Source organism: Paracoccus yeei ATCC BAA-599, from assembly GCF_000622145.1.
Classification (GTDB): Bacteria; Pseudomonadota; Alphaproteobacteria; order Rhodobacterales; family Rhodobacteraceae; genus Paracoccus; species Paracoccus yeei.
This window is the reverse complement of sequence record NZ_KK211402.1, coordinates 274926-300145: the sequence shown is the minus strand read 5'-3', so window position 1 is coordinate 300145 and position 25220 is coordinate 274926. Positions and strand designations below refer to the sequence as shown.

Below are 25220 nucleotides of genomic sequence, written 5' to 3'. Positions count from 1 at the left end.
CGGCCTAGCCGGCATGATGGTGGTGGTCATGATGATGGTGATGATGGGCCGGGGCCGCCTGGCCGCCGTCCGCATAGGCGCCCCGCAGCGGGCTGAAGGCGGTGGTCACCTCGCGCACGCTGGCGCCCAGCCCTTCCAGCATCGCGCGGATCACATGGTCGCGCAGGATCAGGATGCGGTCTTCCGAAACTGCCGCCGGCAGATGCCGATTGCCTATATGCCAGGCAATCTCGACCAGGTGGCGGGTGTCGCGCGCGGTGATTTCGTAAAGATCCTCCTCGGCCGCCTCGACCGGAACGACCGATCCGCCTTCCAGGACCAGCCCGTCGCCATGGTTCAGCACCACCGTATGCGGCAGGTCGACCAGCAGGCGCGTACCGTCGGTCAGCGTGACGACCTTGCGGCGCAGGTGGCGGTCGTCATGGCGCAGCAACGCCCTGCCTGCGCCGGACGCACCGGCGGCCATCGTCTCGGGCGGCCGGCACACGGATATCGCACGCAACATCGTCTTCTCTCCTGCTCGAAAGACATCAGGTTCTGCCCGGAACCGTGCAGCCCCAAGGAATGGCGCGTTCCCGCAAGCACGTCAAGTTCGTTCATCTATGGATTTTCCTTGCATAATTCCGATCGCAGGTATTTCGTCCGCGCAGGAGATCTGACCATGGCCGAAGCAGCCGCATCACCCACGCACGCGGAATCGACCGGGTTCTGTTTCCGCGCCAAGGCGCCCTCGTCCGCCGCGGACGGGGGCTGGCTTGGCAAGCTCGACATGCGGTTCGCGCTCCTTGCCGGCAAGACAAGGCTGGTCAGCCGCAGCCATGTCGGCCCCCTTGTCGTGCAGCGCCCCTTCCACCCCGAGACGGACGGCACGACGCATGTCTATGTGCTGCATCCCCCCGGCGGCATCGCGGGCGGCGACCGGCTGGAACTGACCTGCGTGCTGGACGCCGGTGCCCGTACCCTGCTGACCACCCCCGGCGCCGGCAAGATCTATCGCACCGCAGGCGGGCGGGGCCGGATGACGACCGAGATCGAGGTCGGACCCGGCGCGGTCTGCGAATACCTGCCGCAGGAAACCATCCTGTTCGACGGCGCCGACGCGCGGATCGAAACCCGCGTCCGACTGGCCCGGGACGCCACCTATCTGGGCTGGGATTTCCTGTGCCTGGGCCGGCCCGCCGCCGGAGAGGGCTTTGGCAAGGGCGCGGTCCGCCAGCGCGTCGAGGTGATCCGCGCCGGGCGGCCGATCTGGTACGAAAGGCTGGATCTGCCCGCCGGCTCGCCCCATCTGCAGGCGCGGTTTTCCCTGGCCGGGCAGCCCATCGTCGCGACGATGGTCTATGCGGGGCCGATGCTTGAAGGAACCGACGAGCGGATCCGCGCGGAGGCTGGCGAGGGCGCGCGGGGCGTCTTTTCGGTCAGCCAGCTCGAAGACGTCGTCGTATGTCGCTATCTTGGCGCCAGCATGACGCAGGCCAAGACGCTTTTCGGCCGCGCCTGGCAGGTGCTGCGGGCCGGTCCCATGGGAAAGCGGGCCGTGGCCCCGCGTATCTGGGCAACCTGAGGAGAGATGGATGGAACTGCTGCCGCGCGAAAAGGACAAGCTCCTGCTGTTCACGGCGGCCCTCCTGGCGGAGCGCCGCAAGGACCGGGGCCTGAAGCTGAACTACCCCGAAGCCGTCGCCTATATCTCGGCCGCCATCCTGGAGGGCGCGCGCGAGGGCCGGACGGTCGCGGACCTGATGTCCTATGGCGCGACCCTGCTGACGCGGGACGATGTCATGGAGGGCGTGCCCGAGATGATCTACGACGTTCAGGTCGAGGCGACATTCCCCGACGGCACCAAGCTTGTCACCGTCCACCACCCCATTCCCTGAGGCACGACCATGATCCCTGGCGAATATTTCCTGTCGGACGACGAGATCGAGATCAACGCCGGACGCGACACCGTCACCCTCGAGGTGAAGAATTCCGGCGACCGCCCGGTGCAGGTCGGCTCCCACTACCACTTCTTCGAGGTGAACGACGCGCTCGTCTTCGACCGGGACAAGGCGCGGGGCTTTCGCCTGAACATTCCGGCGGGAACCGCCGTCCGCTTCGAGCCGGGGCAGGACCGGGTCGTCGAACTGGTGGCCACTGGCGGCGCGCGCGAGATCCACGGGTTCCGCGGCCTGGTCATGGGCAAGCTTTGAGGAAATTTCAGACATGGTGACCATTTCCCGATCCACCTATGCCGACCTTTATGGCCCGACCACGGGCGACCGCATCCGCCTGGCCGACACGGACCTGATCATCGAGATCGAGGAGGATTACGCCATCCGCGGCGAGGAGGTGACCTTTGGCGGCGGCAAGGTCATCCGCGACGGGATGGGGCAGTCGCAGCGCGTTTCGGCCGAGACCGCCGATGTCGTCATCACCAATGCGGTGATCCTGGACCATTGGGGCATCGTCAAGGCGGACGTCGGCATCAAGGACGGCCGCATTTCGGGCATCGGCAAGGCCGGCAACCCCGATATCCAGCCGGGCGTGACCATCGTCATCGGCCCCGGCACCGACATCATCGCGGGCGAGGGCGCGATCCTGACGCCGGGCGGCATCGACAGCCATATCCACTTCATCTGCCCGCAACAGGCCGAGGAGGCGCTGGCCAGCGGCACCACGACGCTGGTGGGCGGCGGCGCCGGACCGACCGTCGGCACCCTTGCAACGACCGTGACCGCCGGTCCCTGGGCCATGCACCGGATGCTCGAGGCCGCCGACGCGCTGCCGGTCAACATCGGCCTGCTGGGCAAGGGCAACGCCAGCCGGCCCGAGGGTCTGCGCGAACAGGTCCGCGCCGGCGCCTGCGGGCTGAAGCTGCACGAGGACTGGGGCACCACGCCCGCCGCCATCGACAACTGCCTGACCGTCGCCGACGAGATGGACGTCCAGGTGGCGATCCATACCGACACGCTGAACGAAAGCGGCTTCGTGCGCGACACCATCGCGGCGATGAAGGGCCGCACGATCCACAGCTTCCACACCGAGGGCGCGGGCGGCGGCCACGCGCCCGACATCATCACCGCGGCGGGCGAGGAGAACATCCTGCCCTCGTCGACCAACCCGACGCGGCCCTACACCGTCAACACGGTGGACGAGCATCTCGACATGCTGATGGTCTGCCACCATCTCAGCCCCAGCATCCCCGAGGACGTGGCCTTCGCCGAAAGCCGCATTCGCAAGGAAACCATCGCAGCCGAGGACATCCTGCACGACCTTGGCGTCTTTTCGATGATGTCGTCGGACAGCCAGGCGATGGGGCGCATCGGCGAAACCACGCTGCGCTGCTGGCAGACCGCCCACAAGATGAAGGTCCAGCGCGGTCCCCTGCCCGAGGACAGCGCGCGGAACGACAATTTCCGCGCCAGGCGCTATGTCGCGAAATACACGATCAACCCGGCGATCACCCACGGCTTTGCCCATGAGATCGGCTCGATCGCCGTCGGCAAGCGGGCGGATCTGGTGCTTTGGAAACCGGCCTTCTTTGGCGTCAAGCCAAAGCTGGTGATCGTCGGCGGCATGATCGCGATGGCGCCGATGGGCGATCCCAACGCCTCGATCTCGACCCCGCAGCCGGTGCATTACCGGCCGATGTACGGCCTTTACGGACGGGCGCTGGCCTCGACGGGCGTGACCTTTGTGTCGCAGGCGGCGCTGGACGATGGGATCGGCGACAAGCTGAAGCTTGCCAAGGCGCTGTCGGCGGTACGCGGCACGCGCAGCGTGAAGAAAAAGGATATGATCCACAACGGCTTGACTCCAAAGCTTGAAGTCGATCCCCAGACCTACCAGGTGCGGGTGAATGGCGAGATCATCACCTGCGAGCCTGCGGAAAGCCTGCCGATGGCGCAGCGCTATTTCCTGTTCTGACGACCGACAAAGGCAGTCTGCGCCGACGACACCGGCCGGTACCTGTGCCGTTGCCGGGGCCGTTGGCACATTCCAGCCTCTCCCGCCCTACGCGGGCGCGATCACCTGCTGCAGGATGTCCAGCGTCTCCATCGTGTCGCTCTTGGCCCGGGCAAGGTTCTCCCTTGCCCGTCCGCTCAGCGCGGAAGTCAGCCGAGCCGGCGGAATGAACCTTTTATAGTCAGACTTGGTCCGGGGCACGGGACCGCTCGACCGCAGCCCCAGTGCCTCGAGGAACGCGGGAAGGTCGGCATCAAGATGCTGGGTCCGCAGCAGATGCGTGCGGTCCGGCGGCAGCCTTCGCGCTAGCGCCGGCGGAAGGTACCATCCCAGGTCCATCTGCATGTGCAGCTTGCTGGCATGCAGCGCAAGCTCGGCCATCTCGCGCCTTTTCGGATCGGTGTCGCTCAGGGCCTCGGCCACGTCGTTCGCCGTCCTGAACATGTTGAAGATCCGTTGCCAGACCCCGTTCTTGGCCTTCTTTTCAGGCCTTGTCAGAACCTTGCTGTAAAGGTCCCATTCAAAGGCAGAGATGAAGCGGCTGCAGGGATCGCGAAGGGGAATCAGGAACGCGTCCCTTTCTTCCTGCCGTAATATCACGTCGTGAATGTCCCTGTCTGCGGTTCCGACATGGTATGCGGTGAATTTCAGACGTTGGTCGGACAACACCTTGATGACCGTCTCGCCCCCGCACTTTCCGACATGAAGGAAGTGGTAATGGAGCCGGGGACCCTGTGCGGCGCAGCTAGGTTCAATCATATCCGTTCAACCTCTAGTACGATAAGAGCCGAGGACTTTCTTTTGTCCTCACGGTCCGTTAACGCCTCTGTCCTGCGCCGCCTTTGCAATTGCAAGGTTACGCAGGACAGAATCCTGTTGGTGTAGCGTCGTTTGCACAGTCGTGCTTTCGAGCATCGCAGGGGAAGGTCGGTAGGGATTGCGCGTCCTCCTGCATCATCGAACGTCAGCGCTCTGCCCCTATCCATGCGGCGGCTCCTCCTCTTCTGCGGCCCTTCTGGCCAGGTATCTGTGCTTGCGTGTCGTGGGGCGCAGCTTGCGGAAGGACTGGCCCAGATAGCGGAGGGGCTTGATCACCGAGATCAGTCGGTCGACGGTCGAGCCCATGTGCGCCAGCCGCTCGGTCAGGACCGCCGTGGACCATGGCGTCGCAGACCTCGACCCCGGTCGGAAAGCCGTTGACCAGCACCCGGCCCGCCTTGCGCTCGAGGATCGGCAGCAGCGCCTGCGCCGCGGCCAGATCGGCGTCCTCCATGTGGATCGTCGCCGTCAGCTGGCCCTCGAAGCCACGCGCAAGGGCGGCCATCTCCTCCGGGTCGCGCACCCGCACCACCAGGCCCAGGGGCCCGAACACCTCCTCGCCAAGCGCGTGGTCCTGCAGATAAGCCTCGGCCGTGGTCTCATAAAGGTTCGGGCGCGCCATGCGGCCCTCGCTCTCGGTCGAGAGCACCGGGGTGACCGCGTTTCGCGCCTCGAACCGGGCCTGGCCCTCGCGATAGGCGCGGGCGATGCCCTCGGTCAGCATGACCTGCGCCCCGGTCCGTTCCAGCGCCGCGCGGGCGGATTGCGTGAAACTGTCGGCATGCTCGCCCTCCAGCACCACCGCGATGCCGGGGTTGGTGCAGAACTGCCCCGCCCCCATGGCGTCGTGACCCGCGCCCGCTCGGTCATCCGCATGCAGAAGGCAGTCGCCGAGGATCCCGACCAGATGGCGATTTTTCAGGAACTGGACGAGCTGTTCCATCAGACCCCGTTCGTCGAGCTGAACCGGGGCGGTTGTACCAGATTGTGCGGGAACGCTCGGGTCATCTGGAACGGGTTCGGCACCCACACCTGCCCGAGCAGGGCAAGGTGCTGAACATCCTGGCCGGTCATCGTGCGATTGTCGAAGGGATCGCCTCGGGCGATGAATACTAAGCGGCGAAGGCGATCCGGGACCACCTTAGCCAGACCGTCGCGCGGGTCGAGGCGCTGCGCCAAGAATTCCCGCACCATTTCGCCTGAAGCCCTGCCGGGCAGGGCAAGTCGCAAGGGGGCGCAAACGCCCCCTTGCAAAACCGGTCACATGTCGGCCCATTCGAAGGCCGGCGCATTTTCCAGCGCGGCACGGTTGGCATTGAAGACGATGAAGTAATCGTTTTCGGAATCGCCGTCCCGGATGATGTGCAGCTGGTCCATCGCCACGGCCACGGACTTCTCGCCCATGCCCAGGAAGCCGCCGATGTCGACCAGCACGGCTTCGACCTTGCCGTCCTTGCTCAGGACCAGGTCGCTGATTTCGCCGATATCGTCCCAGTCGTCGCCGGCCGCGTTCACGGTCGCGTTGGGATCGACGTCGGTCTCGGCGGCGTAAAGGCGCTTGCCGATAAAGGTTTCAGCCGACAGGTCGCCCGCCGCGGCGGTATAGCCGAAGCCCGCGGCAGGGGCCGTGGCAGTGGCGGTTGCATCGGGCGCGGCCGTCGTGGCGGCCGGCGCTTCGGCGTCCATCGGGGCCGTGGTGGCGGCGGCATCGGGGGCCGTGGTTGCAGGAGCCGTGGTGGCGGGGGCCGCGGTCCCCGGCGTAGTCGTGGTGTCGGTCGCGGTCTGCGCCAGCGCAGGGCCAGCAAGCATGGCAATCAGGGCGGTCGAGGCAAGCAGCTTGGTCATGTCGTATCTCCATTGTTTGCCCGGCAGCGGCCGGCTGCCAAAACAACAGGCAGGCCACGGCGAGGTTCCCTGCCAACCGGGCAGGTCACGAATGGTTGTGTGCGCCACCCCGGTCTGGCCCGGTCCGAAGGCGCGGCCGCAGCAGGTAGACATCCATGATCCAGCCGTGGCGCGCCCGCGCCTGGGCTCGGGCGGCCAGGATCGGCGCCCGCATGCGGTCGAGCGGGCCCTGCATCAGGATTTCGCCCGGCATCCCCAGATAGGCGCCCCACCAGATGTCGAGATCGCCTTCGATTCCCGCAAGCGCGCTGCCGTCGTCCAGCATGACCACGGTGCTGCCCGCGGGCAGGCCGTGGTCGCGGACCTGGCGGGCGGTGGTGATGGTGACCGGCCCGCCCAGCCGGTTCAGGGGAATGGCATGGGCCGCCGTCAGCGCCTGGACGGCGGTGATCCCGGGCACGACGCGCACCCGGGCTGCGGGGGAAAGCCGCCCCGCGATGCGCAGCGAACTGTCGTAAAGCGACGGATCGCCCCAGACCAGCAGCGCGACCCGCGCGGCATTCCCCATCGCCCGGGTCCAGGCCGCCGCGACGGCATCGTGCCAGTCGCGGACCGCGCCCAGATAGTCGGACCGGGTTTCGCGCCGGGGCAGGTCGAATTCGACCACCCGCGCCGCCGGATTGGTCAGCACGCGCGACAGGATCAGCCGGCGCAGGTCGGCCAGATCGGCCTTGTCCGGGCCCTTGCGGGGCAGCAGGATGACCTCGGCGTCGTTGATCGCGGCCTCGGCGGCGCGGGTCAGGTGGTCGGGATTGCCGGTGCCGATTCCGATCAGGGCGATCTCAGCCATGACCGCCCCCCGCGCGCGCATCCGAAGCGACAAGGTGAAAGAATGTGCCGCTGACCCGCCCCCGGCAGGAGCCGGACAGGGCGACGGGCGCGCCCTCGGCATCCTCGACCTGCGCCAGCGGGGGATCGGGCTGGGCCAGAACGGTCGAGTAGTGGAATTCGTGCCCGCGCAGCACTTCCCCCGCGGCATGGCCCGGCATCGGCGCCAGCAGCCGCGCCAGGCGATAGCCAAGCGCAAGCTTGCGCGCGGCAAAGCTGGTCTCCAGCCCCAGCAGGCCCGCCATGGCATGGCGCTGGCCCTGGGCGTCGACGATCCCCTGCCCCAGCACCATGTAGCCGCCGCATTCGCCATGCACGGGGCCCGCGAACCGCCGCAGCCCGTCCAGGAAGCGGCCTGCGGCCGCAAGGCGCCCCGCGTGCAATTCGGGATAGCCGCCCGGCAGCCAAACCATGTCGGCCCCGGGGTCCGGCGCCTCGTCCGCCAGGGGCGAGAAGGGCAGGATCTCGGCCCCCGCCGCCCGCCAGTCCGCCAGCACATGCGGATAGACAAAGGAAAACGCCGCATCCTGCGCCAGGGCGATGCGCTGCGCAGGCGGGGGCGGCGGGGCGGCGGGCGCGCCCAGTCCGGCGCCCCGGGCCGCGTGCCGCAGGGCGCGCAGATCGACATGGTCGCGCAGGAAATCGGCATAGAGCGCGATCGCCGCCTCGAGCGCCGGATGCTCGGCAGCCTGGACCAGGCCCAGGTGCCGCTCGGGCAGGGTCAGGTCGCCGCGCCGGGGCAGGACGCCCAGCACCGGGACGCCCGCTTCCTCGCAGCCCAGCCGCAGCAGGCGTTCGTGGCGAGGGCTGGCGACGCGGTTCAGGATCACCCCGGCCAGGCCCGGCTGCGGCATCATCGCCGCAAAGCCCGCCGCGACCGCGCCCGCCGATTGCGCCTGTCCCCGCGCGTCCAGGACCAGCACCACGGGCCAGCCCATCATCCGGGCCAGTTCCGCGCTGCTGCCGCGCCCGAGGGCCCCGGGCCTCGCCACGCCGTCGAAAAGGCCCATCGACCCCTCGGCCAGCACCAGGTCCGCGCCCTGCGCCGCCCCGGCCAGCCGCGCCAGCAGCCCCGCCCCCATCGCCCAGCTGTCAAGGTTCAGCGAGGGGCGGCCCGCCGCCTGCGCGTGAAAGGCCGGGTCGATGTAGTCCGGTCCGCTTTTGAACGGCTGGACCCGCAGCCCGTCCGCCGCAAGGGCGCGCAGCAGACCCAGCATCACCGTGGTCTTGCCGCAGCCCGAGGCAGGGGCCGCGATCATCAGGCCGGGCGGCACCGGCATCAGCCCTTCTCCGGGAAGCGGGGATTGTCGCCCCGGGGTCGATAGCGGCGGTCGTAATCGGCGGCGTAAAGCCGGCTTTCGTCGAAGCTTTCCGCCCCAAGGCTGCGGCCGACCAGGATCAGGGCGGTGCGGTCGATACCGTCCAGCGCCTTGGGCCCCAGGTCGGCCAGTGTGCCGCGCACCACCCTCTGATCGGGCCAGCTGGCGCGCCACACCACCGCGACGGGGCAATCGCCGCCCAGGATCGGCAGCAGCTCGTCCCGGACCCGGCCGTAGGCGTGGACCGACAGGTGCAGCGCCAGGACCGCGCCGGTCGCGGCGAAGGCGGCCAGGCTTTCGCCCCGGGGCATGGCCGAGGCGCGGCCGGGCGTGCGCGTCAGCACCACCGACTGCACCAGCCCGGGCAGCGTCAGTTCCGCCCCAAGCGTGGCGGCGGCGGCGGCAAAGGACGGCACGCCCGGCGTCACGTCATAGGGGATGCCCAGGGCGCGCAGCCGCCGGACCTGTTCGCCCAGGGCCGACCAGACCGACAGGTCGCCCGAATGCAGTCGGGCAACGTCCTGGCCGCGCGCATGGGCGGCCGCGATCTCCTCGACGATGGCATCGAGGTCCAGCGGCGCGGTGTCGACGATCCGCGCACCGGGCGGGCAATGGTCCAGCACTGCGCGCGGCACCAGCGATCCCGCATAAAGGCAGACCGGCGAGGCCGCGATCAGGTCCCTGCCCCGCAGCGTCAGAAGGTCCGGTGCGCCCGGCCCCGCTCCGATGAAATGCACCGTCATGTCCCGTCCTTTCCCGCGCCCGGTCCCAGGGCCAGCGCCAGCGTTATCCTGTTGCTCCAGATGATCCGGGGCCCCAGCAGCCGCGCGCCCGGCCCCGCCGCCGCCAGGGCCGCGCCTTCGGCGACCGATCCCACGCCCCGCGCGCGCAGAGAGGCCTTGCCCTGCGTCAGAACGGGCTGCGCCGCGAGCAGATCCGCCGGAACCGCGACCAGCGGCAGGCCCAGTTCGGCGGCCAGTTCGGCCAGCGCCGGGGCCTTGTCTGCAACGGTGGCCAGCGCATCCAGCCTGCCCCGGCCCGCCAGCGCCGCGCGCAGGTCGGCAACCGTCGTGCCCCGCCGGAACCCCAGCCCCGCGACGATCACAGCACCGTGCTCCATTGCAGCAGCGGGCGGGCGGGCTGCCACCCGCTGCCCCGGCCCAGGGGTGCCGCGCTTTCCAGGGCGATCCGGGTCAGCGCGCCGCCATGCGCGGCGTGCAGCCCGATCACCAGCCCTTCGGTCGCCAGCGTCACCGCATTGACCACCAGCCGCGCGCCGGGCGCCGCGGCCTGCAGCCGGGCGAACAAGGCCGTGTCGAAACCGCCGCCGACGAAAACCGCGTCCGGGGCCGGCAGGTCGGCCAGCACCTCGGCCGCCCTGCCCCGAAGCGCCGCCATCTGCCCGGCAAGGCCGAAGGCGGCGATATTGGCCTCGATATTGCCGATCCGGTCGGCGCGCGCCTCGACCGCCACCGCTCGGCCGCCCGCAAGGCACCATTCGACCGCGACCGACCCCGAGCCCGCGCCCAGGTCCCAGAGCATCTGCCCCCGGCGCGGGGCCAGGGCCGCCAGCGTCATGGCGCGGATCGCGGGCTTGGTGATCTGCCCGTCATGGGCGAAGGCGTCGATCGGGCGACCGGGAACGGCGGCCAGGCCGGGCGCGCCCGCGGCCTCGACCGCCAGCGCCAGCGGCGGCGCGGCGTCGGGGGGCATCGCTGCGGCCAGGCGCCGCACCCGTTCGCGCGGCCCGCCAAGCGCCTCAAGCAGCCACAGCGTCGATCCGCCGAAGCCCTGCACGTCCAGCCAGTCCCGGAACCCGGACGCCGCCGCCGCGTCCCGCAGCAGGCAGATCAGCCGCGCGCCCGGCGCCAGGTGCGGCAGGGCGGTGGCAAAGGGCGCGGCGTGCAGGCCCAGGCAGGCGGTCTCCTCGATCCGCCAGCCCAGCCGGGCGGCGGCCAGCGAGAATGTCGAGGGCGCGGGCCAGCAGCGCCATTCGCCAGGATCCAGATGGCGCGCGATGCTGCCCCCGGCCCCGAACCAGAACGGATCGCCCGAGGCGAGGACCACCACCCGCCGCCCCCGGCAGGCCAGAAGCGGGGCCAGGTCGAAGGGCGCCGGCCATGCACGCCCCCGCGCGCCGACCCCCGCCAGCGCCAGATGGCGCGGCCCGCCGAACACGATCTCGGCCGCGTCCAGCGCGGCGCGGCTTGCGGGGCAGAGGCCCGTCGGTCCATCCTCGCCCAGCCCGATGATGCCAAGCCAGGGCGCTTCGGTCCCAGCAAGAGGTTCACCCATGATGCGCGTCCTGATCCTTGGCGGCACGACCGAGGCGCACGCCCTGGCCCGCGCCCTGGCCGGGGCGGGGATCCAGGGGCTTTATTCCTATGCCGGACGCACCGCACGGCCGGTGGCGCAGCCCCTGCCCACGCGGACCGGCGGCTTCGGCGGCGCCGAAGGTCTGGTCCAGGCCCTGCGGCGCGATGCCATCACCCATGTGATCGACGCGACCCACCCCTTTGCCGCGACGATCAGCGCCAACGCAGTCGCCGCCTGTCGGCGGACCGGCACGCCGCTGCTGGCGCTGGAGCGGCAGGAATGGCGCCCCGGTCCGGGCAACCGCTGGCAGGCGGTTCCCGACATCGAAGCGGCCGCCCGCGCCCTGCCCCAGGACCCCACACGCGTCTTTCTGGCCATCGGGCGCCAGCATCTCGGGGCCTTCGCCGCGCGCCCGGTGCACGACTACCTGCTGCGGCTGGTCGATCCGCCCGAAGGGCCGCTGCCCCTGACCCGGGCGCGAGTCGTGGTCGATCGCGGCCCCTTCACGCTTGACGGCGACTTGGCCCTGATGCGCCAGGCGGGCATCCGGATCGTCGTCGCCAAGAACGCGGGCGGCAGCGGGGCGCGCGCCAAGATCGACGCGGCCCGGCTGCTGGGCCTGCCGGTCGTCATGGTGGCGCGGCCCCAGCTGGCAGATCGCGCGACCGTGGCAAGCGTCGAACAGGCGCTGGACTGGCTGCATCACACCCCCCTTGGCGTATAGACCCAAGGCCCCACCCGCCGCGTCGTGGAGGAGCCCACGATGACCAGGGTGCGCATGTCGGCCATATCCTCCTGCACCTCGGCCAGGGTCACGGTCCGAATGCTTTCCTGCGGGGTCGAGACGGCGCGGGCAAAGGTGATCAGCCGGTCGGGCGCGGCGCCTTCGCGCAGGATGGCCAGGGCGCGGCCAAAGCCCGCCGGCCGCGCGGCCGAGCGGGGGTTGTAAAGCGCGATGGCGAAATCGCCCGCCAGCGCGGCGCGCAACCGCGTCTCGATCAGCGTCCAGGGCTTGAGATTGTCCGACAGGTTGATCGCGCAGAAATCATGGCCCAGCGGCGCGCCGGCCCGGGCGGCGGCGGCCAGCATCGCGGTGATGCCGGGCAGGACGCGGATGGGGGGCAGCGCGCCCGGCCAGCCCTCGGCCGCGTCGAAGACGGCGGCGGCCATGGCAAAGACTCCCGGATCGCCGGACGAGACGACGACCACGCGCCGCCCCTCGGCCGCCAGATGCAGGGCGTGGCGGGCGCGATCCAGCTCCTCGCGGTTGTCCGACGGGTGCAGGACCAGCCCCGCGCGCGCAGGGATGCGGGCGACATAGGGGATATAGCCCAGAACGTCCGTCGCCTGCGCCAGCGCCTGCGTCACCTCGGGCGTCACCAGCGCGGGATCGCCGGGGCCGAGGCCCGCGACAGCCAGCCAGCCGGTCATGCCCTGCCTCCCGGCCGGCGGCCCTGGCCATGGACCAGGACGATGGCGAAATAGGGACATTCCCCATCGTCCAGGTCCGCCAGCCGGGCGACGCGCTGGCCCTCCATGGTGCCGCGCTCGACCAGCCAGGCGGCATCCAGCCGCCCCGCCGCCGCCAGCGCCCGGCGGATGCGCGGCAGGTTGCGCCCGGTCTTCATGACGACCAGCGCATCGGCATCGGCGGCGCGGCGGGCCAGTTCCGCCTCGGGCAGGGTGCCGGGCAGGACGGCCAGCACGTCGTCGCCCCAGGTGATCGGCAGGCCCGTCGCGGTCCAGCACCCCGCCATGCCGGGAATGCCCGGCACCACCTCGACCTCGACCCGGCCTTGCAGGCGGGCGTGCAGATGCATGAACGAGCCGTACAGGAACGGATCGCCCTCGCACAGCACCACCACGTCGCCGTCTGCTGCAAGATCCGCCAGCCGGTCCGCCCAATGCGCGTAGAAATCCGACAGCAGGCGGTCATAGTCCGGCCCGTCGAACGGCAGTTCGGTCGTGACCGGGAATTCCATCGCGTATTCCGCCGCGCCGGGGGCGATCAGGCCGCGCACGATGCGCCGCGCCATGCCCTCGCGCCCCGCCTTGGCGAACCAGGCGACCTGACGGGCGGTCGAAATCAGGCGATGGGCCCGCACACTCATCAACTCGGGGTCGCCGGGGCCAAGGCCCGCGCAGATCACCTTGCCCATCATTCGCTCCGGCTGGCCAGCGCGTTGACGGCGGCGGCGGTGATGGCGGAACCGCCGATCCGCCCCTCGACGATCAGGGCGGGCACCGGCGGGGCCTGGATCAGCGCGGCCTTGGATTCGGCCGCGCCCACAAAGCCCACCGGGCAGCCGATGATCGCGGCGGGGCGCGGGCAGTCGGGGTCCTCGAGCATGTCGAGCAGGTGGAACAGCGCCGTCGGCGCGTTGCCGATGGCGACCAGCGCGCCGGCCAGATGCGGCCGCCACAGCTCCAGCGCCGCCGCGCTGCGCGTGTTGCCCAGGCGCGCGGCCAGCGCCGGGGTCTCGGGGTCGTTCAGCGTGCAGATGACCGGGTTCGCGGCGGGCAGACGGGCGCGCGTCACGCCTTCGCTGACCATCCGCGCGTCGCACAGGATCGGCGCGCCGGCAGCCAAGGCGGCGCGCGCCGAGGCGGCCATGCCGGGCGTGAAACGGATCAGATCCGCGATCTCGACCTGGCCGCAGGCGTGGATCATGCGCACGGCGACCGGCTCTTCGTCGGGGTCGAAACGGGCCAGCGCCGCCTCGGCCCGGATCGTGGCGAAGGAACGGGCATAGATCGCCCGGCCGTCGGTCTCATAGCTCTGGGGCATGGAAGTCCTTGAACAGCGGAAAGGTTTCGGGATCGGACAGCAGCCGTTCCGGCGCGTCACGCGCGGCGCCGTCCCGGATCAGCGCAAAGCCGCCGGGCACGGCCACCAGCGTCACGGCGGAAGGGCCGGAATGCGCGCAGCCCTTGGCGCAGCCCGAGACATGGAGCATCGCCCCGCGCGGCACCCCTGCGGCCAGCGCGCGCGCCAGCGGTCGCGTCGGACCCCCGGCCTGCGGGCAGGCCGGGGCGCCCGCGCAGGCGGCGACCCGCAGTCGGGGGTCGTCCGGACGGGCGATCAGCGCGGGGTGGCGGGCCAGCGCCGCGGGCAAGGGCCCCGGCAGCGCGATCATGCGCCAGGGCGTCAGGCGCAGCGGGCCAAGGTCCGCAAGCCCGCCCAGCAGATCCGCCGGCACCTCGCCAAAGACAAAGCCCGCCAGCCGCTGCGACGGTCCAGGCGGGGGCGGCAGCGGGGGCATCGGCACCGTTCCCGCCAGTTCGGGCGGCAGAACGGCGCCCCCCGCCAGATGCGCCGCCATCCGGCCGCGCCCGTGCGGGCCGACCCCGCCCGAGGCGATAAACCAGCGCGCCATCGCCATCGCGGCAGGCACGGCCCGATCCGTCGCCACAGGCAGGCCCAAGGCCGCACCCTGCGGGGCAAGCGCCATGCCTTCGCCCAGGCTGAGGATGCGGATGTCCGCCGCGACCGAGGCACCCACCGCGAAGCCGAACTTGGCCGGCAGCGCCAGACCGTCGGCCGCGCACAGGGCCTCGCCCAGCCGGGCGGCCACGGTTTGCTCGGCCGCATCATGGAAGGGGCACAGGATCAGGTTGCGTCGGGCCTCGGCCTCGGGGCTGGGGTCCAGCAGGCCGAGCCGCGCCAGGCCGGCGTGCAGGGCGGGCAGATCGGCGGGCCGGACGCCCCGGATCTGAAGGTTGGCGCGATTGGTCAGGTGCAGCACGCCCGCCCCGCAGCCTTGGGCAAGGGCGGCCAGCCCCCTGGCCTGCGCGGGCGCAAGCCGGGACAGCGGCGGGCGCACCCGCAGGATCAACCCGTCGCCCGAAGTCATCGGCCGCAGGGCGCCGGGGCACCAGCCCTTGATCGTCATCCCCCGGTCTCCATCGCCAGCGAATTGCGGCGCGTCAGCCACAGCCCTGCCGCCCGCAGCGCGGCAAAGCGGTCGCGCAGCGCGGCCAGCGCCGCCGGGTTGTCCCGCGCCATGAAATCGACGACCTCGGACCGGCCCAGCGTCGCGTCGTGATAGAGGTCGAACAGGTGCGGCGGGACCGCCCGGGTCAGGTTCGCAAAACCAGCCAGATGGTCCAGCGTCGCCGCGATCTCGGCCGCGCCGCGAAAGCCGTGGCGCATCATGCCGGTGGCCCAGGCCGGATCGGCGGCGCGGGCGCGGGTGACGCGGGCGATCTCCTCGGACAGGGTGCGGGCGCGCAGCGCCTGGGGCCGGGTCGCGTCCAGATGATAAAGCGCGGGCGCCTCGGCCCCAAGGCGCGCCATGGCCGCCGCAAAGCCGCCCTCATGCGCCGCGTAATCGGCCGCCAGCAGCAGATCGGTTTCGGCCAGGTCCTGCACATGGACAAAGGCATCGGCCGCCAGCAGCCGCAATTCCAGCGCGGGGCGCGCGTGGGCCACGGCGCCGTCCCGGCCGATGGCCCAGGACGATCCGGCAAGCCATGCCTCGCCCGCCGCCTCGCGGCCGCCGGCGTAGTCCTGCAAGGCTGCGCCCATGCCCAGGCCGTAATGCCCGGGCCTGGGGCCAAAGACGCGCGGCACGGCATGGCGATAGGGGTTCTCGGCCTCGGGCTCATCCCGGAGGGCCAGGGCTGCGGCGCCGGTCTCGAAGATCTGCGCCAAACCCGGAAAGATGTCGCGAAACAGGCCCGAGACCCGCAGCGTCACGTCGATGCGCGGCCGGCCCAGCATCGCCAGCGGCAGGATCTCGGCCCCGGTGACGCGCGCGCCGCCCTGCTCCCAGCGCGGGGCCAGGCCCGCCAGATGCAGCGCCATGGCGAAATCCTCGCCCGCCGTGCGCATGGTGGCCGAGCCCCACAGGTCCACGACCAGCCCGCGCGGCCAGTCGCCGTGGTCCTGCAAATGGCGGCGCAGCAGTTCCTCGGCCATGCGCACGCCTTGGGCATGGGCGGCGGGCGAAGGCACGGCGCGGGGATCGACGGAATAAAGGTTGCGCCCCGTGGGCAGCACGTCGCACCGCCCACGATGGGGCGAACCCGAGGGACCGGCCGCGACCCGCCGCCCCGACAGCGCCGCGAACAGGCCCGCCATCTCGCCATCGGCTGCGCCATAGACGTGCAGCCCGTCGCCGAACCGGGTTTCCTTGAGGTCGCAGACAAAGCGGTCGATGCGGGGGATCGCCTCGGCCGGGCTGGCGTCCGAGGGCAGGCCCAGGTCGTCCTCGACCCCGGCCAGGCGGGCCTCGTCGCGGATCGCGGCGATCAGGCGGTCGCGGCGGGCGGGGTCCAGCCCGTCGGCGGTCGAATATTCGTCAAGCAGCACTTCCAGCCGGGCAAGGCCGGTCCGGCTGGCCGGGACCAGCGGCGGGGGCATGTGGCCCAGCGTCACCGCGCCGATCCGGCGGCGGGCCTGCGCGGCCTCGCCCGGATCGTTCACGATGAAGGGATAGATCACCGGCACGCCCGCCGTCAGCGCCTCGGGCCAGCAGTCGGCGGACAGGGCGACCGCCTTGCCGGGCAGCCATTCCAGCGTGCCATGCGCACCGACATGGACCATGGCGTGAATCCCCTGCGCCCGCAGCCACAGGTAGAAAGCGACATAGCCGTGGCGGGGAACGCGGGACAGGTCGTGGTATTCGGCATCGCGCGGCCCATCGCCGCGTTCAGGCTGCAGGGCGATCAGCGCCGCCCCGCGCCGAACGGCGGCAAAGCGGAACGCCCCCGACGCACTCCCCGGATCGTCCTCGGGCCGGCCCCAGGCGGCGGCCAGCGCCTCGCGCAGCGCCGGGGACAGCGTCTTGAGCGCGGCGCGATAATCGGCGAGCGGCCAGGATTCCCGGGTCGTCAGCAACGCGGGCGCCAGAGGGTCGCCGGGCGCTGTGTCCCAGCCTGCCGCCCCAAGTCCCGCCAGCACGGCATCGCATGAGGCCAAGGCGTCCAGCCCCACTGCATGGGCGATCTGGTCGGCGCGGCCGGGATAGGTCGACAGCACCACCGCCAGCCGCCGCTGCGGGGCGGGCGTGGTCGCCAGCCGGTGCCAGCCCGCCACGCGCTCGACCACCGCCGCCACCCGGTCGGGGATCGCATGATGCAGGGTGCGGGCGCATTGCAGGTCCGGATCGCGCGTGCCGGGCTGCTTGCAGCTGACGATCCCCGCGCAAAGCCGGCCGTCGACCTCGGGCAGGACGACATGCATGGCAAGATCGGCCGGCGACAGGCCGCGTTCCGCCCCGGCCCAGGCGGCCTGCGGCGCGGTCGACAGCGCCACCTGGAACACCGGGCAATCGGGCGCATCCAGGGCCGAGCCGCCCGCCGCGTCCCGCGCCGAAAAGGCGGTGGCATTGACAATGGCCACCGGCGACAGCGCATCCAGCGCCGCCCGCACCCATTCCCCGACGCCTGGCGCCTTGAGCGAGGGCACGAACAGCCCCGCCGCCGAAAAGCCGCGCGCGCGCAGGGCCGCGATCAGGGCGCAGACTGGCTGGGTGTCCCCGGCCACCAGCCAGGCGCGATAGAAGACGACGGCCACGGCAGGCCCCTCGCCCACGGGCGGCGCCGAAATGACGCCCCGGTCGGGATCGAACCAGCCGCAATCGGGCAGCGCCTGGCCTTGCGGGGGTGGCGCGGCCTCAAGCCCCGCCGCCCGGGCCAGCGCCGAAAGCGCCGCCCAGCCCGCATCCGGCCCGCCCGCCCGGCACAGGTCCGAGAGTTCGCGCAGCACGGAAACCGGCAGCGTGGACAGGTCGTCGAGACGCGGATCCTCGGCCCCATCGCCGGGCAGGACCGCAAGCGCGATCCCCTGCCGGCGGGCCAGGTCCTGCACCGCCATCAGGCCGTAGGACCAATAGCTTTCCCCGCCGATCAGCCGGACCAGAATGGCCCGGGCGCCCGCCAGCGTGCGTTCGACATAGGTATCGACCGACACCGGATGGCGCAGCGCCGCAAGGTTCGCAAGCCGCAACCCGGGCAGCGGCCGTCCCGCCGCCCGAGCGCGGTGCCAGCCCTCGGCAAAGCCGCCGAGGTCGCTGTCCGAAAACGACAGCACCACCAGATCGGCCGGGTCCTGACCCAGGTCGGTCGGCACCGCCGCATCCTCAAGCCCAAGGCTCTCGCGAAAGACGACGTGCATCAGAGGGGACCGTGCCCGCTCATGGCGCGGCCGGGGCCGGGACCAGCGCAGCGTGCAGCGCCGCGGCGTCCAGGTCGCCCTTTTCCGCGATCACCACCAGGCGCGAGGCGCGCGGGCCACTCCAGGGCCGGTCGTACTGATGACGCACCCGGTCGCCCACTGCCTGCACCAGCAGCCGCATGGGCTTGCCCTGCACGGCGACATGGCCCTTGATGCGCAGCAGACGGTGGTCGCGGGCCAGCCGCGCAAGCCTGTCCGCCAGCGCCGCGGGATCGGCGATCTCGGGCAGGTCCAGCACCACCGTGTCGAAATCGTCGTGCTCGTGATCCTCGGCCCCGTCGTGGTGCGAGGGGCGGGCCGACAGGTCGTCCTCGGCCCGTGCGTCCAGGCCCAGGACCAGGCGCGGGTCGATCACCCCCTCGGTCAGGGGCAGGATGGGGACCGGGCGCGACAACTCGGCATGGACGGCCGCCAGCGCTGCGGCGACGCCGGCCTCTCCGGCCAGATCGGCCTTCGACAGCAGCACGATGTCGGCGCAGGCGATCTGATCCTCGAACACCTCGGACAGGGGCGTTTCGTGGTCCAGGCTGTCGTCGGCCGCGCGCTGCGCCGCGACCGCCGCGGGGTCGGGGGCAAAGCGGCCCGCCGCCACCGCCTCGGCATCGGCCAGCGCGATCACCCCATCCACCGTGATGCGCGAGCGGATCGCCGGCCAGTCGAACGCCTTGAGCAGGGGTTTGGGCAGCGCAAGGCCCGAGGTCTCGATCAGGATGTGGTCGGGACGCTCGGGCAGCGCCATCAGCCGTTCGATGGTCGGGATGAAGTCGTCGGCCACGGTGCAGCAGATGCAGCCGTTGGCCAGTTCGACGATATTGCCCTCGGGGCAGTTCTCGTCGGCGCAGGCACGCAGCAGGTCGCCATCGACGCCGAGCGCGCCGAATTCGTTGACCACGACCGCCAGCCGCTTGCCCTGCGGATGGGCCATCAGGTGGCGGATCAGGGTCGTCTTGCCCGCGCCCAGAAAGCCGGTGATGACGGTGACGGGGATCTTGTTCAGGTCGGTCATGGCAGAGCCTCGGCTGGGGGGATACGGGCAAGCGTCTGCTTGCGGAACAGGATCGAGCGATCGCGCCAGGGCACGATGCCGTCGGGGGCGGCGGCATAGGCGGTCGCGCCGGCGACGATCTCGGGGGCGTGGGCCTCGGCCAGGCCGGCATAGACATAGGTCCAGCGGCCCGGGGCCGACAGGACCAGCGCACAGCCCTGCGAGCAGGCGGACAGGCAGGCGACCGGGCGCAGGGCGAAGGGCGCGCCTGCGGGACGCGCGGCCTGAACCGCCGCGAACAGGCGCTCGCCCGCGCAGGGCACGCCTTCGTGTTGCGGCTGGCCCGCGCGGCAGGTCGTGCAGATCGTCAGCGTGACCGTCATATGCCCTTCGTCCCATGGGACGGGCGGGGACGGACCTGCGGGGACGGGACGTGCGCAAGCGGACGCGACCCTGCCCAAGCCGGTCGCGGAACACCCCGTCCGCCGTTGCTCCTTGACGCTGGCAGGTCTCCCGGCTTGCGGATATCGGGGCCTTCGGCCCCGGCGGCGCCGCGCTCCTTCCCAGGCCCTTGCGGGGCCCAGTGGCATCGCGGACCTTCCCGGTCACGGTCGCGGGGGCGGCTGCGTTCGGGGCCAAGACCCCTTCGCATTCCCTCTTGGCCTGTCATAGACAGGAACCAGCGCGCGCCCAGATGACCGGGAACGCGGGGCAATGTCAAGGAGAGGCCATGACCGACGCAACCCTTCCCCCCCCTGCCGTTTCCCCCGAGGAAGCCGCCCGGCACGCGCAGAAGAAGGCCCGCATCAAGCAGGCCCGCGACCGCATGATGGCCGAAAAGACCGGCAAGAAGGGGCTGGTCATCGTCCATACCGGGCCCGGCAAGGGCAAGTCCTCGGCCGCGTTCGGGATGATCTTTCGCATGATCGCCCATGACATGCCCTGCGCCGTGGTGCAGTTCATCAAGGGCGCGCGCCAGACCGGGGAACGCGCCCTGATCCAGCGCCATTTCGCGCATCTGTGCCAGTTCCACACCATGGGCGAGGGGTTCACCTGGGAAACCCAGGACAAAGCCCGCGACATCGCCGCCGCCCGCGCCGCCTGGGACAAGGGCAAGGCGCTGATCCGCGACCCCGCCATCCACATGGTGCTGCTGGACGAGATCAACATCGCCCTGCGCTACGGCTACCTGGACCCGGCCGAGGTCGCGGCCTTTCTGCAGGGCGAAAAGCCGCCGATGACCCATGTGGTGCTGACCGGGCGGAACGCGCCGCCCGAAGTGCTGGAGATCGCCGACTTGGCGACCGAGATGGCGCTGATCCGCCACCCGTTCCGCGACGGCATCAAGGCCCAGCCGGGGGTCGAGTTCTAGTCCCCAGCCAGGATCGCCTGGAACCGTTCGCGGGCGCGGGCGGGCAGGTCGTCGGGCAGGACCGGGGGCTCGGCCTCGCCCACCTCGATCAGCATGACCATGCCCATCGCGACATGGGGCGAGCACTTGATGCCATAGCTGCCCGGCCGGATCAGCGTGACCGAGAAATCCTCGTTGATCTTCGAGCGGAAGGGTTCGGCCCCCTCGGGGATCATGCCGTCGATGGTGGCGGCGTTGTGGCCGGGCTGGGTCGGCAGGAACCGCACCGTGTCGCCCGGCGCGATGCGCAGGCGCTGGGGTTCATAGACCATCGGCCCCTGGTCGTTGCGGTTCAGCATGTGGACCTCGTGCACCTCGGCCAAGGCGGCATGGGGCAGGATCAGCAGGGCGGCGGTCAGCAGGGTTTTCATGGCTTATTCCTTGAGACAGTGAAAGCGCAGCAGCGTCGCCGCGTCGACCGGATCGGTCAGGCGGCGCGCGCCGACGCGGAAGGTCCCGGCAAGGCGGGCATCGTCCAGCACCGCGGCCGGGGGGCCGCTGGCGACCATCCGGCCGCCCGCCATCACCCCCAGCCGATCGCAGCCCATTGCCTGGTTCAGGTCGTGCAGCGCCACGATCACCGTCACCGGCAAGCCGGCGATCAGGCGCAGCAGCGACAGCTGGTGGTGGATGTCCAGATGGTTCGTCGGCTCGTCCAGCAGCAGCAGGCGGGGCCGCTGGGCCAGGGCGCGGGCGATGCTGATGCGCTGGCGTTCGCCCCCCGACAGCGTGGCCCAGGGGGCGTCGGCCAGGGCCATCATCCCCACCGCCGCCAGCGCCTGTTCGACGATGGCCGCATCGGCATCCGAAAAGGGTGCCAGCGCCGACAGCCAGGGCGTGCGGCCCAGGGCCACCACCTCGCGCGCGCTCAGCGCCTCGGCGGTGTCGGCCTGCTGCTCGACCAGCGCCACGCGCTGCGCGATCTGGCGCCGGGACAGCGAGGCCAGGGGCGCGCCGTCCAGCGCGACCTGCCCCAGGGCGCGCGGCAACAGGCCCGCGACCAGCCGAAGCAGCGTGGACTTGCCCGAGCCGTTCGGACCGACCAGGCCGAACGTCTCGCCCGCGGCGATCGACAGGCTGACGCCCTGGACGATGGCGCGGGGGCCGGCGCGCCAGCCCAGGTCGCGGGTCTCGACCCTCATACCCGCCTCCGGTTGCCGATCAGGATCAGGGCAAAGCCCGGCGCCCCGACCAGCGCGGTGACGACGCCGATGGGCACGACCTGGCCGGGGATCAGCAGGCGCGAGGCGACGTCGGCTGCGATCAGGAACACCGCCCCCGCCAGGGCCGAGGCCGGGACCAGCGCGCGGTGGCCCGGCCCTACCAGAAAGCGCATGGCATGGGGCACGACCAGCCCGACGAAGCCGATCGAGCCGACCAGGCTGACCATCACCGCCGTCATCAGCGTGGTCACGCCGATCAGCACCACCTGGACGCGCCGCACGGGCACCCCCAGCGCCGCCGCCGACTGCGCGCCAAAGGCAAAGGCATCCATCGCCCGCGCGTGCCACAGACAGGCCAGATAGCCCAGCAGCGCCGCGGGGACCGCCAGCGTCACGTCGGGCCAGCGCACGCCCGACAGGTTGCCCAGAAGCCAGAACATGATGCCGCGCGCCTGTTCGGCGTTGGCCGAACGCGCGATGAAGAACGAGGTCAGCGCATTGAACAGCTGCGATCCCGCGATGCCCGCCAGGACCAGCTGCGCGGGTCCGCCCCCCGCCGCCCGGGCCAGCGCCGCGACCAGGCCAAAGGCCAGCCCCGCCCCGGCAAAGGCGCCCATCGACAGGCCGATCAGCCCGCCGCCCAGGCCCATGATCGTGACCGCGACCGCCCCGGTCCCCGCCCCGGCCGAAACGCCCAGCAGATAGGGATCGGCCAGCGCGTTCCTGACCAGCGACTGCAGGACGACGCCCGCCAGCGCCAGCCCCGCCCCGCACCCCGCCGCGACCAGCGTGCGGGGCAGGCGATAGTTCCACAGGATGCCGGCCTCGATCGGGTCGACCGCGTGGGTCCCCAGGCCCAGCCGGTCGGCCAGCACCGCCAGCACGGTCAGGGGCGAGACCGGGGTTTCCCCGATCGCGACCCCGGCCAGCACGGCCAGCGCCAGCAGGGCCGCGCCAAGCGCCCTCCGCCGCAGCAGGACGGGCGCGCGCGGGGCCGGGGCTGCGGCCTCGGTCATTTCAGGCCAAGGCCGGGCAAGGCCTCGGCCAGGGTCTCAAGCGCCGCGACGTTGCGGATCGAGGGGTCCATCGAATGGGCGTCCAGCACGATGATGCGGTCGTTCCTGACCGCGTCCATCTGGCTGGCCACCGGGTCCGATTTCAGGAAGGCGAGCTTCTTTTCCACGTCGTCCGCCTCGAATCGGCGGCGGTCCATGCGCGCCACAACGATGACCGAAGGGTTGGCGCGGGCGATGCTTTCCCAGCTGACGGTCGGCCATTCCTCGTCGCTTTCGACCACGTTGCGCAGGCCAAGCGCCTGCATCATAGAGCCGGGCGGCCCCTTGCGGCCTGCCACATAGGGGTCGATGTCCATCTCGGCCGAGGAAAACCAGAACACCGCCGAGGCGTCCTTGAGGTCCAGCGCACGGGCCTTTTCGACGGCGGCGGCCTCGCGCGCCTTCAGGCTGTCGACCAGCGCCTCGCCCCGGTCGGGCACGTCGAAGATCTGCGACAGTTCGCGCACGCCGGCATAGACGCTTTCCATCTCGAACATGGCGGTGCGCGTGCCGTCGGATCCGGTCGAATTGTCCTTGGCCCAGCAATCGGCCGGCAGGATATAGGTCGGGATGCCCAGGTCGTCGAACTGCTCGCGCGTGGCCACGATCCCCTGCGGGCCGACGTGCCATTCGTATTGCACGGCGACCAGCCCGGGCCGCTTGGCGACCACGGCTTCGAAGGAAGGATCGTTGTCGGCCAGCCGCTCGATCCCGGCATTCACAGCCTCGTATTCGGGCAGGACCTTGGTGAACCAGACGGCGGTGCCGGTCACCTTGTCGGCCAGGTCCAGCGCATAGAGCACCTCGGTCGCGGCCTGGCCCAGGCTGACCACGCTGTCGGGCGCCTGCTGGAAGGTCAGCGTGCGGCCGCAGTTTTCAAGCTGCAGCGGATAGGCGGCTTCGGCCGCGGCGGGCAGCGCAAGACAGGTCGCGCCGAGCAGCGGGGCGAGAAAGCGGGCAGACGTCATGGGTGATCTCCGGTCATGAGAGCGACCGGAGACAGGCGAACGGGAGGAGCAGCCCAGGACCAGGCGCGCGCCGGGGCGGCGCGGTCTGACGGAAACGGGCGTAACGGGTCACACCAGGGGCAAACATCATAGGACACCTCCCCGGACACCCCGCCCGGGCCGCGTTGCATTTGTGCCGGCAGGTCTCCTGACTGGCGGATCGCGGGGTTGTCGCGTCCTTCCCATGACAAGCGCCACAGTGGATGCGTTGCGAAAACCCTAGCCGCCTACAGTTGCGGGGGCAGTTCCGGTTCGCCTTGCGGGGTCGGACCCCGGGCCGGCGGCGGATTCCCTTTCAATTCCTTTCGGAAACCGACGCATCCAGATAGCCCGGGCCGCACCACCGGGCAAGCCCCTTGTCACCGCGCGCGCGTCAGGGCGGGCAAAGCCGCACCGTGGTCCCCCAGTCGGCGCAGCGGGCCGCAAGGGCGCGGGGCAGCGGCTGGTCGGTGAAGACGGTGTCGATTTCGGACAGGCTGGCGATGCGGGCGGGTGCAGGGCGGCCCAGCTTGGAATGGTCGGTGACCAGGAAGGCGCGCCGCGCCTGGCGCAGGATCGCGCGGCTGACGCGCACCTCGGCCAGGTCGAAATCCAGCAGATCCCCGTCGATGTCCAGCGCCGAGGTGCCGATCACCGCATAATCGACCTTGAACTGTTCGAAGAACTGGGTGGTCAGTTCGCCCACCAGCCCGCCGTCCGAACGCCGCAGCGCGCCCCCCGCCACCATGATCTCGCAGCCCGGGTTCGCCAGCAGGATGTTCGCGACGTTCATGTTGTTCGTCACCACCGTCAGGTTCTGGTGGTGGACCAGCGCGCGGGCCACCGCCTCGGTCGTGGTGCCCAGGTTCAGGATCAGGCTGGAGTTGTCGGGGATCGCCGCGGCGCAGGCGGCGCCGATGACGGCCTTGGCCTCGGCGTTCATGCGGCGGCGCGATTCGTAGCCCAGGTTCACGGCGCCCGCGCGCGGCACCGCGCCGCCATGCACCCGGTCCAGCAGCCCCGCCTCGGCCATCTCGCCCAGGTCGCGGCGGATGGTCTGCAACGTCACCTCGAACCGCTGGGCCAGATCCTCGACCAGCACGCGGCCCTCGGACCGGGCAAGGTCCAGGATCTCGTTCTGCCGGATGCTCAGGGCCATGCGCCGTCCTTTCCTGTCCGACCGTCGCGCATGTGCGCAAACCGGCCGATCCGCGCGATCAGAGGCGCATGATTGTTCGTTTTCCCGAATTTCGCAAGACAAACGAAAATATTCATTGACGACTGCGTGAGCGGCGATGCACCTTC

The 25220-nt window shown here is 71.1% G+C and carries 27 protein-coding genes, 1 pseudogene and 2 riboswitches; of the genes and pseudogenes, 6 read left to right on the top strand and 22 right to left on the bottom strand.

Annotated elements, in window-relative coordinates; genetic code table 11:
- Positions 1 to 4: 4 nt before the first annotated feature.
- Entirely contained in the window at positions 5 to 505 is a 501-nt protein-coding gene (locus tag BU28_RS0119160) for an urease accessory protein UreE (protein ID WP_028720851.1), read from the bottom strand.
- Between the two features lie 156 nt (positions 506 to 661).
- On the opposite strand from BU28_RS0119160, the gene BU28_RS0119155 reads away from it, so the two are divergent.
- Genes BU28_RS0119155 through ureC form a run of 4 tightly spaced genes read left to right on the top strand, consistent with a single transcriptional unit; the run spans position 662 to position 3909 of the window.
- Positions 662 to 1564 carry an urease accessory protein UreD gene (locus BU28_RS0119155; protein ID WP_081791479.1) on the top strand — a complete coding sequence of 301 codons (903 nt, stop codon included), beginning with the start codon at positions 662 to 664 and terminating at the stop codon, positions 1562 to 1564.
- 10 nt (positions 1565 to 1574) lie between these two features.
- Positions 1575 to 1877: an urease subunit gamma gene (ureA, locus tag BU28_RS0119150; protein WP_028720849.1), complete on the top strand. Its 303-nt coding sequence runs from the start codon at positions 1575 to 1577 to the stop codon at positions 1875 to 1877.
- A gap of 9 nt (positions 1878 to 1886) precedes the next feature.
- Positions 1887 to 2192, top strand: a complete 306-nt coding sequence (locus tag BU28_RS0119145) for an urease subunit beta (protein ID WP_028720848.1) — start codon at positions 1887 to 1889, stop codon at positions 2190 to 2192.
- A gap of 13 nt (positions 2193 to 2205) precedes the next feature.
- Complete coding sequence (gene ureC, locus BU28_RS0119140; protein WP_028720847.1) at positions 2206 to 3909, top strand: urease subunit alpha; 1704 nt, start codon at positions 2206 to 2208, stop codon at positions 3907 to 3909.
- A gap of 87 nt (positions 3910 to 3996) precedes the next feature.
- On the opposite strand, the gene BU28_RS0119135 is transcribed toward ureC, so the two are convergent.
- From BU28_RS0119135 to BU28_RS0119100, 9 genes and pseudogenes are all read right to left on the bottom strand, one after another.
- Positions 3997 to 4707, bottom strand: coding sequence for a hypothetical protein (locus BU28_RS0119135; RefSeq protein ID WP_051578322.1), 711 nt, complete (start codon positions 4705 to 4707; stop codon positions 3997 to 3999).
- 361 nt (positions 4708 to 5068) lie between these two features.
- A pseudogene (locus BU28_RS23870) lies at positions 5069 to 5623 on the bottom strand (aldehyde dehydrogenase family protein); the annotation flags it as partial.
- 86 nt (positions 5624 to 5709) lie between these two features.
- Positions 5710 to 5961 (bottom strand): hypothetical protein, encoded by a 252-nt coding sequence (locus tag BU28_RS25900; RefSeq protein WP_036763588.1) that lies wholly within the window; start codon positions 5959 to 5961, stop codon positions 5710 to 5712.
- A 66-nt stretch (positions 5962 to 6027) separates the two neighbouring features.
- Positions 6028 to 6612 (bottom strand): PRC-barrel domain-containing protein, encoded by a 585-nt coding sequence (locus BU28_RS23860; protein WP_051578321.1) that lies wholly within the window; start codon positions 6610 to 6612, stop codon positions 6028 to 6030.
- Positions 6613 to 6697: 85 nt separating this feature from the next.
- Complete coding sequence (gene cobF / locus BU28_RS0119120; RefSeq protein ID WP_028720845.1) at positions 6698 to 7462, bottom strand: precorrin-6A synthase (deacetylating); 765 nt, start codon at positions 7460 to 7462, stop codon at positions 6698 to 6700.
- Complete coding sequence (locus BU28_RS0119115) at positions 7455 to 8780, bottom strand: cobyrinic acid a,c-diamide synthase CobB (RefSeq protein ID WP_028720844.1); 1326 nt, start codon at positions 8778 to 8780, stop codon at positions 7455 to 7457. Before BU28_RS0119115 ends, cobF begins: the two co-directional genes overlap by 8 nt.
- The gene (gene cobM / locus BU28_RS0119110) at positions 8780 to 9562 is read right to left on the bottom strand and encodes a precorrin-4 C(11)-methyltransferase (protein WP_028720843.1); all 783 of its coding nucleotides are present in this window, start codon (positions 9560 to 9562) and stop codon (positions 8780 to 8782) included. The genes BU28_RS0119115 and cobM overlap by 1 nt, the downstream gene beginning before the upstream one ends.
- Positions 9559 to 9939 (bottom strand): cobalamin biosynthesis protein, encoded by a 381-nt coding sequence (locus tag BU28_RS0119105; protein WP_332908369.1) that lies wholly within the window; start codon positions 9937 to 9939, stop codon positions 9559 to 9561. The genes cobM and BU28_RS0119105 overlap by 4 nt, the downstream gene beginning before the upstream one ends.
- Complete coding sequence (locus BU28_RS0119100; RefSeq protein ID WP_036763583.1) at positions 9921 to 11114, bottom strand: bifunctional cobalt-precorrin-7 (C(5))-methyltransferase/cobalt-precorrin-6B (C(15))-methyltransferase; 1194 nt, start codon at positions 11112 to 11114, stop codon at positions 9921 to 9923. Before BU28_RS0119100 ends, BU28_RS0119105 begins: the two co-directional genes overlap by 19 nt.
- Before the next feature lies 1 nt (position 11115).
- Here BU28_RS0119100 and BU28_RS0119095 point away from each other — a divergent pair, with 1 nt between their 5' ends.
- Positions 11116 to 11859, top strand: a complete 744-nt coding sequence (locus BU28_RS0119095) for a cobalt-precorrin-6A reductase (RefSeq protein WP_081791486.1) — start codon at positions 11116 to 11118, stop codon at positions 11857 to 11859.
- Here BU28_RS0119095 and cobJ read toward each other — a convergent pair.
- Genes cobJ through BU28_RS0119060 form a run of 7 tightly spaced genes read right to left on the bottom strand, consistent with a single transcriptional unit; the run spans position 11838 to position 19683 of the window.
- Positions 11838 to 12566, bottom strand: a complete 729-nt coding sequence (cobJ, locus tag BU28_RS0119090; protein WP_028720840.1) for a precorrin-3B C(17)-methyltransferase — start codon at positions 12564 to 12566, stop codon at positions 11838 to 11840. The genes BU28_RS0119095 and cobJ overlap by 22 nt on opposite strands.
- Positions 12563 to 13294: a precorrin-2 C(20)-methyltransferase gene (locus tag BU28_RS0119085; protein ID WP_028720839.1), complete on the bottom strand. Its 732-nt coding sequence runs from the start codon at positions 13292 to 13294 to the stop codon at positions 12563 to 12565. The genes cobJ and BU28_RS0119085 overlap by 4 nt, the downstream gene beginning before the upstream one ends.
- The gene (locus BU28_RS0119080) at positions 13294 to 13923 is read right to left on the bottom strand and encodes a precorrin-8X methylmutase (RefSeq protein WP_028720838.1); all 630 of its coding nucleotides are present in this window, start codon (positions 13921 to 13923) and stop codon (positions 13294 to 13296) included. The genes BU28_RS0119085 and BU28_RS0119080 overlap by 1 nt, the downstream gene beginning before the upstream one ends.
- Positions 13907 to 15028, bottom strand: a complete 1122-nt coding sequence (locus BU28_RS0119075) for a hypothetical protein (RefSeq protein ID WP_028720837.1) — start codon at positions 15026 to 15028, stop codon at positions 13907 to 13909. Before BU28_RS0119075 ends, BU28_RS0119080 begins: the two co-directional genes overlap by 17 nt.
- Entirely contained in the window at positions 15025 to 18255 is a 3231-nt protein-coding gene (gene cobN, locus BU28_RS0119070; protein ID WP_028720836.1) for a cobaltochelatase subunit CobN, read from the bottom strand. Before cobN ends, BU28_RS0119075 begins: the two co-directional genes overlap by 4 nt.
- Positions 18256 to 18274: 19 nt before the next feature.
- The gene (gene cobW / locus BU28_RS0119065; RefSeq protein WP_028720835.1) at positions 18275 to 19321 is read right to left on the bottom strand and encodes a cobalamin biosynthesis protein CobW; all 1047 of its coding nucleotides are present in this window, start codon (positions 19319 to 19321) and stop codon (positions 18275 to 18277) included.
- On the bottom strand, positions 19318 to 19683 hold the full coding sequence (locus tag BU28_RS0119060; protein WP_028720834.1) for a DUF1636 family protein: 366 nt from the start codon (positions 19681 to 19683) through the stop codon (positions 19318 to 19320). Before BU28_RS0119060 ends, cobW begins: the two co-directional genes overlap by 4 nt.
- 103 nt (positions 19684 to 19786) lie before the next feature.
- Positions 19787 to 19999: riboswitch (cobalamin riboswitch) on the bottom strand.
- 31 nt (positions 20000 to 20030) lie between these two features.
- Between BU28_RS0119060 and cobO the strand changes: the two genes are divergently transcribed.
- Complete coding sequence (gene cobO, locus BU28_RS0119055; RefSeq protein WP_028720833.1) at positions 20031 to 20672, top strand: cob(I)yrinic acid a,c-diamide adenosyltransferase; 642 nt, start codon at positions 20031 to 20033, stop codon at positions 20670 to 20672.
- On the opposite strand, the gene BU28_RS0119050 is transcribed toward cobO, so the two are convergent.
- The 5 genes from BU28_RS0119050 to BU28_RS0119030 form a co-directional block, all read right to left on the bottom strand.
- Positions 20669 to 21082, bottom strand: coding sequence for a pseudoazurin (locus BU28_RS0119050; protein ID WP_028720832.1), 414 nt, complete (start codon positions 21080 to 21082; stop codon positions 20669 to 20671). The two genes, cobO and BU28_RS0119050, sit on opposite strands and share 4 nt — an antisense overlap.
- 3 nt (positions 21083 to 21085) lie before the next feature.
- Positions 21086 to 21853, bottom strand: coding sequence for an ABC transporter ATP-binding protein (locus BU28_RS0119045; protein WP_028720831.1), 768 nt, complete (start codon positions 21851 to 21853; stop codon positions 21086 to 21088).
- Entirely contained in the window at positions 21850 to 22890 is a 1041-nt protein-coding gene (locus BU28_RS0119040) for a FecCD family ABC transporter permease (protein WP_028720830.1), read from the bottom strand. The genes BU28_RS0119045 and BU28_RS0119040 overlap by 4 nt, the downstream gene beginning before the upstream one ends.
- Positions 22887 to 23897 carry an ABC transporter substrate-binding protein gene (locus tag BU28_RS0119035; RefSeq protein ID WP_036763576.1) on the bottom strand — a complete coding sequence of 337 codons (1011 nt, stop codon included), beginning with the start codon at positions 23895 to 23897 and terminating at the stop codon, positions 22887 to 22889. The genes BU28_RS0119040 and BU28_RS0119035 overlap by 4 nt, the downstream gene beginning before the upstream one ends.
- A 160-nt stretch (positions 23898 to 24057) precedes the next feature.
- Positions 24058 to 24268: riboswitch (cobalamin riboswitch) on the bottom strand.
- A 41-nt stretch (positions 24269 to 24309) separates the two neighbouring features.
- Positions 24310 to 25074 carry a DeoR/GlpR family DNA-binding transcription regulator gene (locus BU28_RS0119030; RefSeq protein ID WP_028720828.1) on the bottom strand — a complete coding sequence of 255 codons (765 nt, stop codon included), beginning with the start codon at positions 25072 to 25074 and terminating at the stop codon, positions 24310 to 24312.
- Positions 25075 to 25220 lie beyond the last annotated feature (146 nt).